The following is an 18198-nucleotide window of genomic DNA, read 5'->3' on the forward strand; positions in this document are numbered from 1 at the left end:
AACGAAAGAAAATTTCAAAATGGCTCAATTCATAGAAAATGTTGTAAAAGATTTAGTTCAAAATCAAAAAAACTTTATCAACACCACTTTAGTTTTACCAGGAAAACGTCCAATGTTATTCTTCAAACAAGAATTTCAGCGTCAAGCGCAGAACATAATTCTTCCTGAAATGAAAAGTATCGAAGAATTAATGAGCGAACTTTCTGGTTTAGAAATTATTTCAGGGATTAATCTATGGTTCAAAGCTTATCAAGCGTATAAAAAAATAGTTAGTAAACCTGATTCTTTTGAAGATTTTATAAAATGGGGACCAACTGTTTTAAAAGATTTTGATGATATTGATGCTTCTCTGCAACCTGCCAACAAAGTTTTAGATTATTTAGTTTCTGTAGAAAGAATTAATCAATGGGGAGAAGGAAAAATAGAAATTGGAAAAAATGAAATCATTCAAAATCATTTAACATTTTGGGGAATTGTTTCGAAATTATATTTTCAATTGCAACAAGATTTGCTTGATTCAAAAGAAGGATATGCCGGAATGGTTTTCAGAATTGCAAGTGAAAAAGTTGATGAAATTGTCGAAAAACGAACTTCACATTATGTTTTTGCCGGATTTAATGCTTTGACAAAAGCCGAACAAGCACTAATATTTCGATTAGAAAAAGAAAACTTAGCAACTTTATATTTCGATGCAGACAAATATTATTACGAAAATCCGAATCAGGAAGCAGGTTCTTTTCTACGAAAATACAAAGAGAAAATAAAACCAATCAATTGGGTTGTGGATGAGTTTTCTAAACCAAAAAATTTACATACAATTGGTGTTGCAAAGCAAGTTGGGCAAGCAAAATATATTGCAGATATAATTAGAAATCTCAACGAAGATGAAATAAAAAATACTGCTTTGATTTTGGCCGATGAAGCTATTTTACCCGCAATTCTCAATTCTTTGCCCGAAAATATTACACATCTAAATATTTCGATGGGAATTCCTTTGCGTTCGGTTCCATTAGCTCAATTTTTCAAATCTATTTTTGAGTTGCAAATGAATCGTGAGAAATTAGGAAAGAAAACAATGTTTTATTTCAAAAATGTTTTGCAAATTCTCGAAAATAAAACCTTATCACATTTTAGTTCAGATGAAAGCCGAAAATTAATTGGAGAAATACGTTCTCAAAATCGAATTTTCAATTCTCAAAATTCAATTCAGAATTCATTAGAAAACTCTATTTTCAAATCTATTTTTCATATTCCAACAAGCATTACTGAGTTTATTCATCATTTAAAAAATTGGACAGATGAATTGTTACATCATCCATCAATGAATGATTTATTAACGAAAGAATATTTATTCTTTTTCAAAAAAGTTTTCAATCAATTGCATGAAAATCTTCTGCAAGTAAATGATATCAAAGATTATAGAACGCTATTTTTATTGTATAACAAAATTGTATCTTCCGAAACAATTTCCTTTATTGGAGAACCTTTGAAAGGGTTGCAGTTGATGGGATTATTGGAAACTCGTTTACTGAATTTTGATAATATTATTATGACTTCTGTAAACGACGAAATTTTACCATTAGGAAGACAAAATAATACATTCATTCCATACGATATTCGTAAACAAATGAAATTGAATACATTTACCGAAAATGATTCAATTTATGCTTATCACTTTTATCGCTTAATTCAGCGTGCAAAAAATGCTTATTTCGTTTATGATACAGAAGCTGATGGAATGGGTTCTGGAGAAAAATCGCGCTTTTTAGCTCAAATCAAATTTGAAAGTAATCATGAAATAAAGGAAACATTTGCTGCTCCAAGTTTTGTAACCAAACCGCTAAAAGAAATTATTGTTCCAAAAACAGATGAAACAATGATAAAATTGTGGAATTGGGCAAATTATGGCATTTCTCCTTCTTCACTTTCTACTTATTTGCGTAATCCGTTAGATTTTTATGAGCAACGCGTTTTTAATGTAAATGAAGTAGAAGAAGCTGAAGAAATAGTAAGCGCAAGAACCTTAGGAAATATTGTGCATGGCGCTTTAGAAGATTTGTACAAACCTTATTTGAATAGAATTTTGCATGAAAATGATTTTAAGGATATCGAAAAAATAAAAGCAAAAACATTGCAAGAACATTTTAGCAAAGAATATAAAGATGGACATTTGGACAAAGGACCAAATTATTTAATTTATAAAATTGCTGAACGAATTTTGGATGGAGTTTTGTCTAAAGATGCAAAAACAGCAAAAGAAAATGAATTTGTTATAAAATCTCTGGAAAGTAAACACGATGTTGATTTTGAATTAACGAATGGAAAACACGTAAAATTGAAAGGAGTTATTGACCGAATTGATTCTGTAAATAACCAAATTCGAATTATAGATTATAAAACTGGTTATGCAAAAGATATTTCGGTAAAAACCGAGGATATCGAGATTGTTTATCAAAAAGAAGATAAAGCAAAACAATTGCAATTGATTTTTTATGCGCATTTATTTTATGCAAATAAAGAAAATCTAGATAAAGAAATTGAGTTATGTATTTATCCTATCAAGTTTCCGAATAAAGAATTAATAAAACTTTCTGTTGATGGAAATAAGATTACTGATTATTCAATTGTTGAAAAATCAATTCAGCCAATGTCAAAATTAATTGAAGAAATACTAGATCAAGAAATTCCATTCAAACAACCAGAATAGTACTCAATACACCATAATATAAACCCATTTTAAATACTAGATATAAAGGGTTTTATATTTAATTTGGTGTATAAATCAATTAAAATTCTTAATAATTTGCTAAAAAATAGTAGTTTTGGAAAAGTTTAAAATCGCATAATGAAAAACAATAAACTTTTTATAGCCATTATAGTTGCATTACTAATTGGTGTTGCTATTGGTGGATACGTACATTACTTTACATCTCCAGAATTTATTAAAACATTTTCAACTAATATCAAACTTCTTGGTACTATCTTCATCCGTTTAATTCAAATGATTATTGCGCCTTTGGTATTTTCTACATTAGTTGTGGGAATTGCAAAAATGGGCGATATGAAAATGGTAGGGCGTGTTGGTGGACGTGCTATGGGTTGGTTTATTACAGCTTCTCTAACTTCTTTGATTATTGGTGCTATCGTTGTAAATGTTATGAAACCAGGAGAAGGTGTCAATATCGAAATGGATGCTAGTTCAGCGCAAGACTTATTAAAAAGTCAAGCTTCTCTTACATTAGAACATTTCATAACACATATGATTCCTAAATCAGTTTTTGAATCTTTTGCTACAAATGAGATCCTACAAATTGTTGTTTTCTCTATTTTCTTTGGTGTTGCGCTAGCAGCTTACGGAAAAGAAGGAGAAATAATTACAAAAGCTTTAGATAAAATTTCTCATATCGTTCTTATCATGGTTGGATATGTAATGTGGACAGCTCCATTAGGTGTTTTAGGAACTATTGCTGCTGCAATTGCTACTTATGGATTCGGAATTTTTGCTTTGTATGTAAAATATTTAATCTCTTTCGTTATAGGAATTGCACTTTTATGGTTGGTATTATGTATCGTTGGTTATTTCATTTTAGGAAAACGTTTATTCGATTTACTAAGACACATAAAAGCACCTTTATTAATTGCTTTTTCTACAACTTCTTCAGAAGCTGTATTTCCTAAATTGGTAGAAGAATTAGAAAAATTCGGAGCTCAAAAGAAAATTATTTCATTTACATTACCACTCGGTTATTCCTTTAATTTAGATGGATCAATGATGTATATGACATTTGCATCACTTTTCATTGCTCAAGTTTATGGCATTCATATGCCAATCGAAAAACAAATTTTGATGTTATTAGTATTAATGCTTACTTCAAAAGGTGTTGCAGGAGTTCCTAGAGCTTCATTAATTGTAGTTGTTGCGACTTGTTCTATGTTTGGAATTCCTCCAGAAGGAATCGCATTAATATTGCCAATCGACCACTTCTGTGATATGGCTCGCTCAATGACAAATGTACTTGGAAATTCATTATCGACTGTTGCAGTTGACAAATGGGAAGGACATGTTGCTATTGAACAAACATATACGCACGATGATGATAATCAGAAAGCATAAAAGCTTTTCTATTTAAGAATAAAAAACAAATGCGATCATTATGATCGCATTTGTTTTTTATATTAATATTATTTGTTCTCTATTAAACGGATTTCAATTCTATTAATGTAATTTCGGGCCAAATCCCTACTCTTCCAGGATAAAAATGATAACCGAAACCACGATTTACATTGATGATCTTTCCTTCAAAATCATAAAAACCTGCCCATTGTGGATAAATATATTGAGCCGGGCTCCAACGAAGTCCAATTTTCGGAACTTCTATTCCTAATTGCATTCCATGCGTATGTCCAGATAAAGTTAAATCAAAATGTTTTGGATGATCTTTCAATATTTCATTCCAATGGGAAGGATCGTGAGACATTACAATCTTAAAATTATCCTTGTTTACATCTTGAGAAGCGGCATCAATATCTCCAAGTTTTTTGAATCTTGTTCCCCAATTCTGAACTCCTATCAAAGCAATTTTTTCATTATTTTTCTCAATAAATCTATTTTCATTAAGCAATAATTTCATTCCAATTTTAGGGAAAATAGCTTTTATTTTTTCAAAATTCGCTTGTTTTTCTTCCTCCGTTTTCCAATCCGAATATTCTCCATAATCATGATTTCCTAAAACAGCAAAATTCCCATAAGGAGCTTGTTTTATCTTAGAAAAAACATCATACCATTTATCCATTTCCCAGTGAAAATTATTCACAATATCTCCTGTAAACAATAAAATATCAAACTCTTGTTGATTAATTAAATCAATTGCATATTCTATTTTTTCTCGATTGTCTAAACTTCCAGAATGTATATCTGTAATATGCAAAATTCTAAATCCATCAAATGATTTTGGTAAACTCTGATACGCTAATTTTTTCTTAATAACTTTGAAATTATATTTCCCTAAAGTCATTCCATAAATCAAGCTAAAAAAAGGAATAGAAGCTACTGATAATCCTGAAATCATGACAAATTTTCGACGAGAAGGCAAATAAGAATTTTCTTTCGTTTGATGATTTGTTGCTCGATTAAATAGCCAACCGAATCCTCTAAAAATATCTTGAATAAGAAAAAACAGAAACAAAATTAATCGAGGAAATCCAAACAACATAAACAAACCTGTTGCCCACATTGTGGTTTGTGTTTGACCTACATTGCGATCAAAAAAGATTAAATTATACCCAAAATTACCCAAAACAAGTAACCATAAAAGTATATTTCCGAAAAGAAAATAGTTGTTTGAGAAGAATTTTTTAAAATTAAAATACAAGTAAATTTCAAGTACGATTGAAATGATAATTAGCGTGATTACACTACTGATAAACATTATTTTGATTGATTTTAAACAAAAATAAAACAAATCTTTTGAACAACTCTCTATTATTAAATTCTTAACACATAATTATAAAATTTATAAATGATTCTACATAAAATTTTGAAGCATAATAACGTAACTTTGTAAAACATTTTTAAGCATAAATTATGAAAAATAGACTACCTGTAACGGTACTTTCTGGATTTCTTGGAAGCGGAAAAACGACACTTCTTAATCATATATTACACAACAAAAAGGGACTAAAAGTAGCTGTTATCGTAAACGATATGGGCGCAATAAATATTGATGCACAAATGGTTTCTCGCGAAAATGATTTGATCCAAACAGATGAAAAACTGGTTGAGTTGAGCAATGGATGTGTTTGTTGTGAATTGCGCGAAGATTTAATCGTTGAGATTGAAAAATTAGCAAAATCAGAAAAATATGATTATTTAGTGATCGAAAGTTCTGGAATTTCTGATCCAGGTCCTATTGCACAATCATTGGATTTTGTTTCACCCGATGGTAAAATTGATTTGCCAAAAGTTGCGCGATTAGATACATTGGTAACGGTAGTTGATGCTTATAACTTCTTCAAAAATTTAGGAACAGACGAAGATGTTTTTGATCGAGGTTTTACAGAAAACAGAGAAGATAATCGTCCGATTGTCAATCTTTTAATTGATCAAATTGAGTTTTCTAATGTGATTGTTTTAAATAAAATGGATTTGGTTGATGAAGAAACGTTAATGAATATCGAAACGTTTGTTACAAAATTAAATCCTTCAGCTAAAATAATTCCTGCAAGTTTTTCTCACGTTGAATTAACTGAAATACTGAATACTAATTTATTCGATTTCGAAAAAATTCAAGATATGGATGCTTGGGTAAAATTATTGGAAGAGCAAGAAAAAGAAGAACATCACCATGATCATCATCACGAATGTGGAGAACATTGTACACATGAACATCACGATCATTTGGAAGAAAAATATGGAATGACTTCTTTTGTTTATCGTCAAAAGAAACCGTTTCATGCAGAACGTTTTTTAACTTATTTGAATGATAATTTTCCACCAACTATTTATCGATCAAAAGGTTTATTTTGGTTAGCAAATCGCCCTGATGAAGCTATTTTTCTAAGTCAAGCTGGTGGAAGTATCAGAATAGATCCTGCTGGAGCTTGGTGGTGCTCGATGCCGTATGATGAAAGAATTCAGTTTGCGGCTTATCAATTCAACCAGAAAACAATTGATGAAAAATGGTCGAAAGAATGGGGAGATCGTATGATTGAACTTGTTTTTATTGGTCAAGATTTAGATAAGGAAAAAATCATAAACGAATTAAATTCTTGTTTACTGAATGATCAAGAAGTTGCAGAATGGCAAGCAAAATATAATTAAAATTAAAAAACCACTTCATAATTGAAGTGGTTTTTTAATTTATATTTTTTGTTTCTGATGAAATGAATAAATCAAATAAAATAAAAATGGTAAAATAAATATCGAACCGAGTAACAATGCCCAAGCTAACATATCTATTGTGCTTAATGCGCCATAATCCTCTAATAATGATAAAGTAGAACCATCTTTGAATAAAACTAAATTTGGATAATGCGAATAAGATGCTGCAAATAAAATCATCATTACAATTATTCCTGCATAAATAATTAACAAAGAATCTTTTCCTTTGTTCAATGCTGAAAGCAATAATATGATAGAAATTGAAGCGATCGCAATTGCGATATATCCATAAATTTCTGAAGTTATCCAACTAAATAATGGAATGTTTTTCCAAAGTGAAACTGCAAAAACTAATGCTCCAGCAACAAAAGTTAATGCTGTATAATATTTTGCACGTTTTCTTAGAATGACTTTATCTTCGTTGCTTTTAACCGTTTGAATCGAATAAACTGAAGCTAAAAAAGCACAGATTGAAACAGTGAAAATCCCTACCGAAAAATTAAACCAAGATAACCACGAAAATATATACGAATCTTGAAATGAAATTGCATGATTATCAATACTTCCTGAAACTATAGATCCTGCAATTATTCCTAAAAATAAAGGCGTTACAAAACTAGAATAAGTGAAGATAACATCATACAAATTATGCCATTTATCGTTGATCGTATCATAATTTCTAAACGTAAAAGATGTTCCGCGCGCAATAATTCCTAACAACATAATTACCAAAGGAATATGCAAATGATTGGAAATATCTGCATAGATTTTAGGAAAACCTACAAATAAAATTACAATAGCTATGATTAACCACATATGATTCGCTTCCCAAATAGGGCCAATCGAATTATACATAATATTTTGCGTTCGTTTTCTATAACTTTTTTTAGAAAATAATTCAACAATTCCTGCTCCGAAATCTGCTCCACCTAAAATTAAATATAGACAGATAGAAACCCACAAAAATGCTATTACTACGTAAATCATACTTAATGTTTTTCTGGTTTATAATTTGGATCCTCCGGATCATAAAGTTTAGCAACCATTTGTATTTGTCTATTCATTAAGAATACCAAAATAATAGATAATGTGATAAATACAAACGTAAAAATATAGAACGAATATTGAATGCCTGGCATTGGAGTAATAGAATCTACTGTGCGCATAATTCCATAAATAATCCAAGGTTGACGACCAACTTCCGTCACTGTCCAACCTGCTTCTAAAGCAATATATCCAAACGGAGTAGCAATCATAAACAGTTTATAAAACCATCGTTTTGTTCGCCAATCTTTCTTAAAAAATTGTGCAATCAAATAAATTACAGCAATCCCCATCATCAACATTCCGAATGTAATCATAGTCTGAAAAGCATAATGAACAATTGCAACTGGCGGCCATTCGTCTTTCGGAAATTCTTCTAATCCTGTTACTGGTGTTTTAAAATCTTCATGAACTAAGAAACTCAAAACTCCTGGGATTTTTATTGCGTATTTCACTTCTTCTTTAGATTCGTCCACAATTCCGCCTAAAACAAACGGAGAGCTTTCTTCAGTTTTGAAATGAGCTTCCATCGCAGCTAACTTAATTGGTTGACGTTTTGCAACATCTTTCGCAGAAATATCTCCACTTAAAGGAGCTAGTAATGCTGCCGAAATAGCTAAAATAGAACTAATTTTGAACGCTTCTCGATGAAAATTTACATTCTTACCTTTCAAAATTAAATAAGCATGCAAACCTGCAACAGCAAATCCTGTCGCACAAAAAGCAGCAATTGTCATATGCAATGCTTGAGAAAACCATGCATCATTAAACATCGCTTTTATAGGATCTATATTAAGATACTCGCCGTTTACATAGTCAAAACCTGATGGTGAATTCATCCAAGCATTGGCTGCTACAACTAAAATTCCAGAAGCTAAACCACTAATTCCAACTATTACACCACATATCCAATGGAACCATTTGTTGAATTTATCCCAACCATAAAGAAAGAAACCTAAAGCAATTGCTTCTATAAAGAAGGCAGTTCCTTCTAATGAAAATGGCATTCCAAAAATCGGTCCGGCGTGTTCCATGAATTTAGGAAATAACAATCCCAATTCAAATGAAAGCATTGTTCCTGAAACAGCTCCTGTAGCAAATAAAATTGCAACTCCTTTACTCCAAGCTTTGGTTAAACCCTTATAAATTTCGTTCTTCGTTTTTAGATATTTGTAATGAGCTATTGCCATCATAAAAGGCATTACCATTCCAATACACGAAAAAACAATATGAAAGGCTAGCGACATCGCCATCTGACTTCTTGCCGCAATAAAATTATCCATAAGCAGTTGCTTTTTATTTTTTTACAGGTCAAATTTATAACAAAAAAGAGGCAATTAATGTTAAATTGCCTCTTTTTTATTTGATTTAGATTAGATATAATCTATTTACTTGTTGCCGGAATTAACCATTTAAATTCTGGTCCATCTTCTGGAATTACAATACGTTGAGAAATTCTATCCATTCTGTCTGGGAATTTCATAATGTAATCTCTAGCTTTTTCTGCCTCTGCATTCAAACCAGAGATTTTATCTAGCTTCCATGTTTCGATTAATTTTCGCATAATATCGATATAATCAAAAGCTGTATACACACCAATTCGTTGTGCAGCATCTGAAAAAGCATCAAATAAAGTTCCTCTCTCTTCGCCAGATGCTCTTAAGAAATGTGCTGGCATAACAATTTTAAGCTTGAACATATGTTGAACAGCTAACATCATTTCTGAAGGATCAGCTTCGAAAATACGACGAACAAATTCTGTATAGGCTAAATGGTGACGCATTTCATCGCCTGCAATAATTTTACACATACGTGATAATTTTTTAGCACCATATTTTTTTGCAATTGCCGATACATTATTATGCGATACATAAGTTGCTAATTCTTGAAAACTTGTATAAACAAAGTTTTTATAAGGATCATGTGCCGTTCCGATATCAAAACCATCATTGATCAAATGTTGAGTTGTTACTTCTACCTCGCGCATGTTGATACGTCCAGATAAATACAAGAATTTATTCAAGACATCGCCATGACGATTTTCTTCTCCTGTCCAATGACGAATCCATTTTGCCCATCCATTTTCTAAATAATTACCTTCTTCATCTACAACACCATCCATCTGCATTAGCCACGATTCGTATGTTGGTAAAGCTTCTTCGGTAATGGTATCTCCAATCAATGTTATCCAAAAATCATCTGGTAAATCTTTCGAAAGCTCTTGTAATTCTTTGATCTCATCAAAAAAAGAATCAGTTTGAGAGTTCGGTAAAAAATCTGTTGGTTGCCAAATTTTATCAGCTGGAACTAAGAATTTGTCCATATAAGCATCAATATCTTTCTCAAGAAATTTCATTACTTCCAGGCGAACATTTTTTATTGACATATATTTATTTTATGCGGTTATACTACTTTTTACAGCTTTTTCAGTCAGTTCGAATATTTCTTCAAATTTATATTCACTCACTTTCAGTGGTTTATGATATTCTATTGTTACTTTTGCTCCTAAATACATTGGGAATTTTCCCCATTTCTCAATTTTCCATGTATTGTTTAATGTAACAGGAACAATATATGCGTCTTTAGCATATTTCGTCAAAACTTTCAATCCATTTTCTTTGAAAGCTTTAGGTACTCCATTTTTACTTCTTGTGCCTTCTGGAAAAATAATCGCTGAATAATTATTTTTCTGAATATACTGCGCTAATTTTTTTATCTCTTCTATTGCTTGTTTTCCGTTTTTACGATCAATTAATGCAGAACCTCCATGCCTTAAATTATAAGACACACTTGGAATCCCTTTTGCTAACTCTATTTTCGAAATAAATTTTGGATGATAATCAGCCAAATCATATTCTAGTGGAGAGATATCATACATACTTTGATGATTACTTACAAAAATCAACGGTACATTTTGTATCAAATTTTCTCGTCCTTTATATGTATAGGTTGTTCCTAAGATTTTTGTCCAAAAAACCAAAAGACCATTCATCACTTTTACACTTTGATGATGAGCAGAATAACCTCCTATATTGTAACTTAACCATTGTACAACATGCATTACCAAAAACGTTAATCCATAAAAGAAATAATATACGATTGATAACGGATAACTTAAAATTTTCTTCAACATTAGAAATTTAGACAAATTTAATAAAAAATTATGCTTTGCATAATAAATTTTTGTTTGTGATTTATTTTATTAGACTCAAAGTTAACTTTTCTTGATGAGCTTCATCATAAAAAGTAATTTGATTTGGTGATTTTATTTTAAAATAAGCAGTTTTTTGCAAATTTTGAATCAAATTTTTAGAAATTTCGCAATCAGAATTTACTTCTTTTAAATGATTAAAAATAATTGCTTGATCTATTTTAGTATAATCTGCCGTGATAATTCCGCAAGTCGTTTTCATCACCATTTTTTTTGTTGCATCTTCAAAAATAATGTATTCATCTCCATTTATATTCCATTTGCCAGACAATTCAGTACTTTCTGGAGTTACAACTTTTGGTATAGAAACTGTTTTGGTTGGCAAACAACTTGTTAATCCTAAAAGAAAAAACAAAATTATGATTTGATTTTTATATTTCACGTGGTTTTATTTGTAACGAAGGTAGAAATATTTTATTATTGTTTAATAATCAAAATCAATATTTATGAGCCATTCAACGTGTATTTTTTGTCAACTAATTCGCAAAGAAATTTCAGCTGATATACTTTTTGAAGATGAAGAATTTATTGCTTTTTTAGATATCGATCCAATTAATGAAGGTCATCTTCTTATTATTCCAAAAATGCATGTATTAGATTTAGATGAACTAAATGAAAAACAACTTTCTCATTTAATGAATATTACAAAATCATTATTACTAAATCTAAAAAAAGAATATACAATCGATGGTTATTCGATTATGCAAAATGGTGGTTATTTTAATGATATTGGACATTTTCATTTACATCTTTTCCCAAGATATATAAATGATGGTTTTGGTTGGATTTTTCAAGATAAATAATAGATTTGTATAAAAAATATTATTATGATTTGGGTTGGAGTATTACCTTTATTATTTTTACTAATTTTAATGATCAACCATTCTATTAATCTAAACAAAAATAAGAATTTTGAAAAAAAGATTATAGATAACAGATATGATCCAAAAAATTTCATGAATTCAGGAACTCTTTATAACGGTATTCCTATTATTACTTCTAATTTTAAAAATACAAAAATTTACTTTGATAAGAAATCTTTAATAATTTTTGATTCTAATTATAATAAATTAGGTAAACTAGATTATAAAAATATTAAAGATTATACAATAGAGGATAAATCTTCTAGCGAAAAAGTTTTATCAAGTTTATATAAATTTAGTCCAGAGAGTAAATATACAACTGCTAGATATGATACTATTGATACTCTATTGAAATATGTTAATATCAATTGGGAAGAAGAAGGATTTAATAATACTCTTATTTTTCAATATGAAGGAAATAAAACTGAGTTAGTTAATCCTTTATGTTCCGAATTACAAAATAGAATTATTCAATATAGAAAAATAGAAAAAGGAGCATAAACTTTATAATTATATGGCAAATACAAAGAAAGGAGAAGTTTTTACAGATGAAAATAACATCAAGAAGGTAAAAATAGAACGAAAGCCGAGTTTTCCTAAAATTTATATTTTAACTGATGATTGTCAATTCGTGGAAGATGGTTTGTACGAATTAGATTTTTTTGAAACGCCAAGTGTTACCAATTTCAAATCTGAATTGAATCCAACCATTCCAGCAATTAACTTTAAGCAATTGAGTGAAAAAGGGAAAGAAAATTTAGTATAAAATCTTAAAAATAAAGAATAGAAAGTTAAAACAAGATATAAACAAAAAACCCACACTTCTAGAAGTGTGGGTTTTTCTTAAGATTGTGATCCAGTCAGGATTCGAACCTGAGACCTACTGCTTAGAAGGCAGTTGCTCTATCCAGCTGAGCTACTGGACCAATCCAAAATTTTATTACTAAAATTCGTCGGGGTGGCAGGATTCGAACCTGCGACCTCCTGCTCCCAAAGCAGGCGCGATGACCGGGCTACGCTACACCCCGAATGGTGTACTTTTTTTAAACTTAAAAAAAGCGGAGAGACAGGGACTCGAACCCTGGCATCGGTTTCCCGATGACAGATTAGCAATCTGCTCCATTACCGCTCTGGCACCTCTCCTACTCTTTATAAACAAGACTATAATTAGTCTCATAAAGCGGTTGCAAATATAATCTGACTTTTATTGCAAAACAAGTCTTTTTTGAAAAAAAATTAAAATATTTGGCTTAATTTTGGCTACTTAAAAGACTATTTAGAACTAAAAGAATGAATTTTAAAGGATTAGTATTTTCTGCAATTTCTTGTTTTTTTATTTTGGCTAGTTGTGCAACGAAAAAAGTTCCACCAAAAACTATTACAAAAGTAATTCGTGACACAGTCATTATTAATTCAAAAACAGATCAACCAGAAATAACTCGAGCTGCTAAGCTTGACAAGTACAAAGTTACAACAGATTATTATCCATCTATCTCTCAAGATGAACGTGTGCGATTTCTTGTTTTACATTACACCGCGATCAATACTGAGTTATCGTTAAAAGTATTAACTCAAAAAAATGTAAGTGCACATTATATGATTAATGATTATGATGACAAAACCATTAATCTTCTTGTTGATGAAACAAAACGTGCTTGGCATGCTGGTGTAAGCAATTGGAAAGGTTTAGATAATTTAAATTTCTCTTCTATTGGGATAGAAATTGTTAATCTTGGAAACAAAGGAACAGATGCTTATCCAAATTACACTCCTTATCCTGATTACCAAATTAAAAAAGTTGGAGAATTAGCAAAAGATATTATCAAACGTTACAATATTTCTCCTTTTAATGTTATAGGACATTCAGATATTGCTCCAGGAAGAAAACCTGATCCAGGACCACTTTTCCCTTGGAAAAAATTGTATACAGACTATGGTGTTGGTGCTTGGTATGATGATGCTGACAAATATATGTTTATACAACAATATCCTTGGGATATAACAAGTTCAGCTTTTATCTCTCAAGTGCAAACAGATCTAAAAAAATATGGATATAATGTTTCTACAAATGGTGTAATTGACAACCAAACAAAAAATGCAATTATAGCATTTCAGATGCATTTCCGTCCAGAAAAGTATGACGGTGTTATAGATGCTGAAACTTGGGCTATTTTGAAAGCATTAAACAAAAAATATAATCCATAAATCAACATTGATTTATAAAATGAAACTCCTACTAAGTAGGAGTTTTTTTTTTTGCACTAAAATTTACAGATGAATATTCATCAATTTTCAACATGTTTATCATTGAAAATTCAATGTATATTTAAGAAAATTTGAAGTAATTTTAGCCAAAATAATATACTATGGCTTTTAAAAGTTTGCGCCCAATTATTTGGACAAAAGATTTACAAAAAACAACAAAATTCTATAAAAAATTAGGTTTCAAAATTGCTGATCAAAACGAAGATTGGGTTTGGGCTTGCTTACAAAAGGACAATGTAGAAATTATGCTTGCTTATCCAAATGAAAATTCAGATTTTAAACAAGCTCATTTTACTGGATCTTTCTATTTTCTAGTAGATAATGTAGATGAATTATGGAATCAAGTAAAAAATGATTGTAAAATTGTTTACGAAATTGAAACATTTGATTGGGATATGCGCGAGTTTGCAATTTTTGACAACAATGGCTACATTTTACAATTTGGACAAGAAATAGAAACTACATTCGAAGATTAATATGTTAAAAAAACGATATTATAACATCATCTTAGCCATCATTATTCTTATTATTCCATTTGTATTTTATATGATAATCAATACAATGGTAAGTATAAAATATGAAACAGATGGAATAGAAACTTGTATTTCTTCTGTCACAGGAAAAAATCTTTGTTCACAAATCGATCAGTTAAAAGTTACGATTTACATCGATATGATTTTACTAATTTTTTGGCTAGCTTTAAGAAATTTTATTGTTAAAAAATAATCCTTTCATTATCCTTTTTATTGAGGTTTCGATTAATTCATTTCTGTGGAACTTTCTCTTTAATCTTTATAGGTAATTTTTTATTCATCTTATTTTTATAAAATCTAAAAATGGAATTCTATAAAATATTAACATTGCCTTAAGGTTTTTGGCATAATTTATGACAACTATATTTAAAATCAAAAAATTATGAAAAAAGCATTTTTAACATTAGTGCTAGGAGTATTTGCAACTTCAGCATTTGCTCAAGAAATTACAACACCTCAAACATCTGCTAGCGTAGGTACAACTCCTATTAAACAAGGTAATTGGATTGTAGGAGGTTCTATTGGATCTTTAGGATATTCTTTTGAAGGAGAGAATTTCAACATAAACATTAATCCACAAGCAGGTTACTTTCTTTCTGATGGAGTTGCTGTAGGTCTAGGAGTTGGAGCTGGTTTACAAACTGTAAACGGAGGTAAAAATGTATGGAACTATAGAGTAGCACCATTCGTACGTTACTATTTCCCTGAAGGAGCAAGCTCAACAGGTCGTTTCTTTGGACAAGGTGATATAGGTATCTCTGGAACAGGAGCAACAGATGTTCGCAACGCTGAAACTTCTTTTGCTTTTGGTATAAATGCAGGTTATGCTCACTTTATATCTCGTAATGTTGCATTAGAAGGAATGGTTGGATATGACTATTCTAAATCAGATTTTGCAAGTGCGCAAGCTAAGAATGGATTAGGTTTAAAAGTAGGTTTCCAAATTTATTTGGGACAAAAATAATTACTATTTTTATCTAATAAATATAAAGAAGCCTTACAAACGTAAGGCTTCTTTTTTTATATAATCATCTCACATCTATAAAATATAGTTATTCAATATCGATTCATCGTTCAAATTAAATCAATTAAACGATTAATAATTTGATTCACTAGAAGTAAAAGGTATTTTTATAATACTAAAAAAGGCTTCCAAAAAGGAAGCCTTAAAAATTATGATGATTGAAAATTTTATTTTACAATTGTCATCTCATCAACGATATGTTTTGCTCCAGCAAATTTATCAACAACCCATAAAACATAACGAATATCAACAGAAATCGTACGTTGTAATTTAGGATCGAAGATAACATCACCAGCCATTGCTTCAATATTTCCGTCGAATGCAATACCAATTAGTTCTCCTTTACCATTCATTACTGGAGATCCAGAATTACCACCTGTAATATCATTATTCGATAAGAAATTAACGTGTAAATAGCCATCTTTATCTGCATATTGTCCGTAATCTTTCGCTTTTGCTAAGTCTAATAAACGTTGTGGATTTTCGAATTCTTCGTCGCCAGGAATATTTTTAGCAACAGTTCCCTCTAATGTTGTAAAGTAGTTAGACGCAACATCTGGTTGACGTTTTGGATTTGTACTTTTTGGTAAATTTTGAATAGATCCGTATGTTAAACGTAACGTAGAATTTGCATCAGGATATAAAATATTTCCAATTTTTGATTCACGTAAACCTTTTACTAATAAACGGAAGTTTTTCGAATAAACATCATTCAATTTCTCTTGTTCAGGTGTTTGTTTCGAAGCTCTTTCAACTAACGCATTTGATAAAATATACAAAGGATCTTTTTTCAAAACTTCAACATCTGGAGAAATTAAGAAATTCTCAACTTGTTTTTGATCTGCAAAGAAACTTCTTTCAACTGCATCATTTACAAAAGATGTGAAGTTATTGTTATTTTGTTTTGCTAAATCGGCAACATAAGGTGCTAAACCTGCTTCCTTCGCTTTTGATGCATAAAGATTTAATTGTGCTGCCAATAAATCTTTTTCTAAAGGCAAGTACATTTTTTCATAATATGCATTGATTGTATTCTGGATACGAGGACGCATTTCGTCACGTTTCGCATCATTTGCCACTGCATAATTTTCTAATGCTTTACCAATAGAATAAGGAGCAATTGCCAATGTAGAATAACGTAATAAAATGTTGATGTAATTGTTATGACGAGCATCTAAATTTGTTTTTGCATAATAATTATTCAAATTAGATACAACATCACCATATTCAGTTTTGTTTTTAGACTTTTGAGCCCATTTATTGAATTTTTCTTCTTCTTTTGTTTTCTTCGCAACAGTTCCATGAAGTTTCAAAGCTTCAATCATTCCATCACGATTTTTCCAATAGTTCGCAACTCCAGCATATTTAGAAGCATAATCAATATTTACTTTTTGATTTTGCTCCATATATTTTTTCATTTGATCCATTGTTACTTTAGAAGCTTCAACCCAAGCTGGATATGCATAGTCAACGTTCTGAGCAACACCTTGCGCTGGCATCCAACGATTTGTACGACCTGGATAACCTAAAATCATCGCAAAATCATTTTGTTGATATCCTTTTAAAGAAACTGGTAAATGATGTTTTGGTTGTAATGGAACATTGCTTGTAGAATAAGCTGCAGGATTTCCATCTTTATCTCCATAAACACGGAAAATAGAGAAATCTCCGGTATGGCGAGGCCATTCCCAGTTATCTGTATCTCCACCATATTTACCAATAGAACTTGGAGGAGTTCCTACTAAACGAACATCTTCATAATCTTGATAAACAAAATAATAATATTCATTACCTTGGAAAAACGAACGAACAGAAACTACATATTTTCCATTTTCGCTGTTTTCTTTTTCAATTTTCGCAATCTCTTGATTAATCGCTTTTTCACGATCTGATTCAGACATTTTATCATTAACAACACCTAATATACGCTTAGAAACATCATCCATACGAACGAAGAAACGTACTTTTAAGCTTTTAGGTTTTAATTCTGCAGCTTTATCTTTAGCCCAGAAACCGTCTTTCAAATAATCGTGTTCAGGAGCAGATAATTCTGCAATAGCACCATAACCACAGTGATGATTCGTCAAAACTAAACCTTGTCCAGAAACCATTTCAGCAGTACATCCACCACCAAATTGTACAATAGCATCCTTTAAAGAATTATTATTGATACTATAAATTTCTTCTGAAGTTAATTGTAAACCTTGTTTTTGCATATCACGATGATTCAGACGTTCTATGAACATCAAGAACCACATTCCTTCGTCAGCCTTTACTTTAAAAGGAAAAAGCATAACCACTAAAAGCGTGGATAATAAAATTCTTTTCATTATTTGTTTATCTTCAATTTTACGAATTGCTAAAATAATTGATTATCT

The 18198-nt window shown here is 30.4% G+C and carries 17 protein-coding genes and 3 tRNA genes; 10 read left to right on the forward strand and 10 right to left on the reverse strand.

From position 1 onward, the window contains the following. The first annotated feature begins 19 nt into the window (after nt 1-19). Both ACMHJW_RS08495 and ACMHJW_RS08500 read left to right on the forward strand, forming a co-directional pair. Complete coding sequence (locus ACMHJW_RS08495; RefSeq protein ID WP_413532981.1) at nt 20-2707, forward strand: PD-(D/E)XK nuclease family protein; 2688 nt, start codon at nt 20-22, stop codon at nt 2705-2707. A gap of 138 nt (nt 2708-2845) precedes the next feature. Continuing rightward, nucleotides 2846-4114 (forward strand): dicarboxylate/amino acid:cation symporter, encoded by a 1269-nt coding sequence (locus ACMHJW_RS08500; protein WP_413532982.1) that lies wholly within the window; start codon nt 2846-2848, stop codon nt 4112-4114. 82 nt (nt 4115-4196) lie between these two features. Here ACMHJW_RS08500 and ACMHJW_RS08505 read toward each other — a convergent pair whose 3' ends face one another. Then, the gene (locus ACMHJW_RS08505) at nt 4197-5429 is read right to left on the reverse strand and encodes a metallophosphoesterase (RefSeq protein ID WP_413532983.1); all 1233 of its coding nucleotides are present in this window, start codon (nt 5427-5429) and stop codon (nt 4197-4199) included. A 155-nt stretch (nt 5430-5584) separates the two neighbouring features. On the opposite strand from ACMHJW_RS08505, the gene ACMHJW_RS08510 reads away from it, so the two are divergent. Further along, nucleotides 5585-6820, forward strand: coding sequence for a GTP-binding protein (locus tag ACMHJW_RS08510; RefSeq protein WP_413532984.1), 1236 nt, complete (start codon nt 5585-5587; stop codon nt 6818-6820). Between the two features lie 39 nt (nt 6821-6859). Here the strand turns inward: ACMHJW_RS08510 and ACMHJW_RS08515 are convergent, their stop codons facing one another. From ACMHJW_RS08515 to ACMHJW_RS08535, 5 genes are all read right to left on the reverse strand, one after another. Further along, a complete protein-coding gene (locus ACMHJW_RS08515; RefSeq protein WP_413532985.1) occupies nt 6860-7867 on the reverse strand; it encodes a cytochrome d ubiquinol oxidase subunit II in 1008 nt (335 codons plus the stop codon). A gap of 2 nt (nt 7868-7869) precedes the next feature. Beyond that, the gene (locus ACMHJW_RS08520) at nt 7870-9207 is read right to left on the reverse strand and encodes a cytochrome ubiquinol oxidase subunit I (protein ID WP_413532986.1); all 1338 of its coding nucleotides are present in this window, start codon (nt 9205-9207) and stop codon (nt 7870-7872) included. Between the two features lie 101 nt (nt 9208-9308). Then, nucleotides 9309-10310, reverse strand: a complete 1002-nt coding sequence (locus tag ACMHJW_RS08525; RefSeq protein ID WP_413532987.1) for an acyl-ACP desaturase — start codon at nt 10308-10310, stop codon at nt 9309-9311. A gap of 9 nt (nt 10311-10319) precedes the next feature. After that, nucleotides 10320-11054: a lysophospholipid acyltransferase family protein gene (locus tag ACMHJW_RS08530; protein WP_413532988.1), complete on the reverse strand. Its 735-nt coding sequence runs from the start codon at nt 11052-11054 to the stop codon at nt 10320-10322. Nucleotides 11055-11118: 64 nt separating this feature from the next. Beyond that, entirely contained in the window at nt 11119-11517 is a 399-nt protein-coding gene (locus ACMHJW_RS08535) for a hypothetical protein (protein ID WP_413532989.1), read from the reverse strand. Nucleotides 11518-11581: 64 nt separating this feature from the next. Here ACMHJW_RS08535 and ACMHJW_RS08540 point away from each other — a divergent pair, with 64 nt between their 5' ends. The 3 genes from ACMHJW_RS08540 to ACMHJW_RS08550 are packed head-to-tail and all read left to right on the forward strand — an operon-like array spanning nt 11582 to nt 12764. After that, nucleotides 11582-11938 (forward strand): HIT family protein, encoded by a 357-nt coding sequence (locus ACMHJW_RS08540; protein WP_413532990.1) that lies wholly within the window; start codon nt 11582-11584, stop codon nt 11936-11938. Nucleotides 11939-11962: 24 nt separating this feature from the next. Beyond that, the gene (locus ACMHJW_RS08545; protein WP_413532991.1) at nt 11963-12499 is read left to right on the forward strand and encodes a hypothetical protein; all 537 of its coding nucleotides are present in this window, start codon (nt 11963-11965) and stop codon (nt 12497-12499) included. 13 nt (nt 12500-12512) lie between these two features. After that, the gene (locus ACMHJW_RS08550) at nt 12513-12764 is read left to right on the forward strand and encodes a hypothetical protein (protein WP_413532992.1); all 252 of its coding nucleotides are present in this window, start codon (nt 12513-12515) and stop codon (nt 12762-12764) included. 86 nt (nt 12765-12850) lie between these two features. Here ACMHJW_RS08550 and ACMHJW_RS08555 read toward each other — a convergent pair. The 3 genes from ACMHJW_RS08555 to ACMHJW_RS08565 form a co-directional block, all read right to left on the reverse strand. Further along, a tRNA-Arg gene (locus ACMHJW_RS08555) sits at nt 12851-12924 on the reverse strand. A 27-nt stretch (nt 12925-12951) separates the two neighbouring features. Next, nucleotides 12952-13026: transfer RNA gene (locus ACMHJW_RS08560), tRNA-Pro, on the reverse strand. Between the two features lie 31 nt (nt 13027-13057). Further along, nucleotides 13058-13141, reverse strand: a tRNA-Ser gene (locus ACMHJW_RS08565). A 147-nt stretch (nt 13142-13288) separates the two neighbouring features. Here ACMHJW_RS08565 and ACMHJW_RS08570 point away from each other — a divergent pair. The 4 genes from ACMHJW_RS08570 to ACMHJW_RS08585 all read left to right on the forward strand — a co-directional run bounded on the left by ACMHJW_RS08570 (nt 13289) and on the right by ACMHJW_RS08585 (nt 15760). Beyond that, on the forward strand, nt 13289-14203 hold the full coding sequence (locus ACMHJW_RS08570) for an N-acetylmuramoyl-L-alanine amidase (protein ID WP_413532993.1): 915 nt from the start codon (nt 13289-13291) through the stop codon (nt 14201-14203). Between the two features lie 161 nt (nt 14204-14364). Next, entirely contained in the window at nt 14365-14739 is a 375-nt protein-coding gene (locus tag ACMHJW_RS08575; protein WP_413532994.1) for a VOC family protein, read from the forward strand. A gap of 1 nt (nt 14740) precedes the next feature. Further along, nucleotides 14741-14989, forward strand: a complete 249-nt coding sequence (locus ACMHJW_RS08580) for a hypothetical protein (protein WP_413532995.1) — start codon at nt 14741-14743, stop codon at nt 14987-14989. A gap of 189 nt (nt 14990-15178) precedes the next feature. Beyond that, a complete protein-coding gene (locus ACMHJW_RS08585) occupies nt 15179-15760 on the forward strand; it encodes a hypothetical protein (RefSeq protein ID WP_413532996.1) in 582 nt (193 codons plus the stop codon). 227 nt (nt 15761-15987) lie between these two features. On the opposite strand, the gene ACMHJW_RS08590 is transcribed toward ACMHJW_RS08585, so the two are convergent. Continuing rightward, on the reverse strand, nt 15988-18150 hold the full coding sequence (locus ACMHJW_RS08590) for a S46 family peptidase (RefSeq protein WP_413532997.1): 2163 nt from the start codon (nt 18148-18150) through the stop codon (nt 15988-15990). Nucleotides 18151-18198 lie beyond the last annotated feature (48 nt).

It is taken from the genome of Empedobacter brevis (genome assembly GCF_965118635.1).
Classification (GTDB): domain Bacteria; phylum Bacteroidota; class Bacteroidia; order Flavobacteriales; family Weeksellaceae; genus Empedobacter; species Empedobacter brevis_A.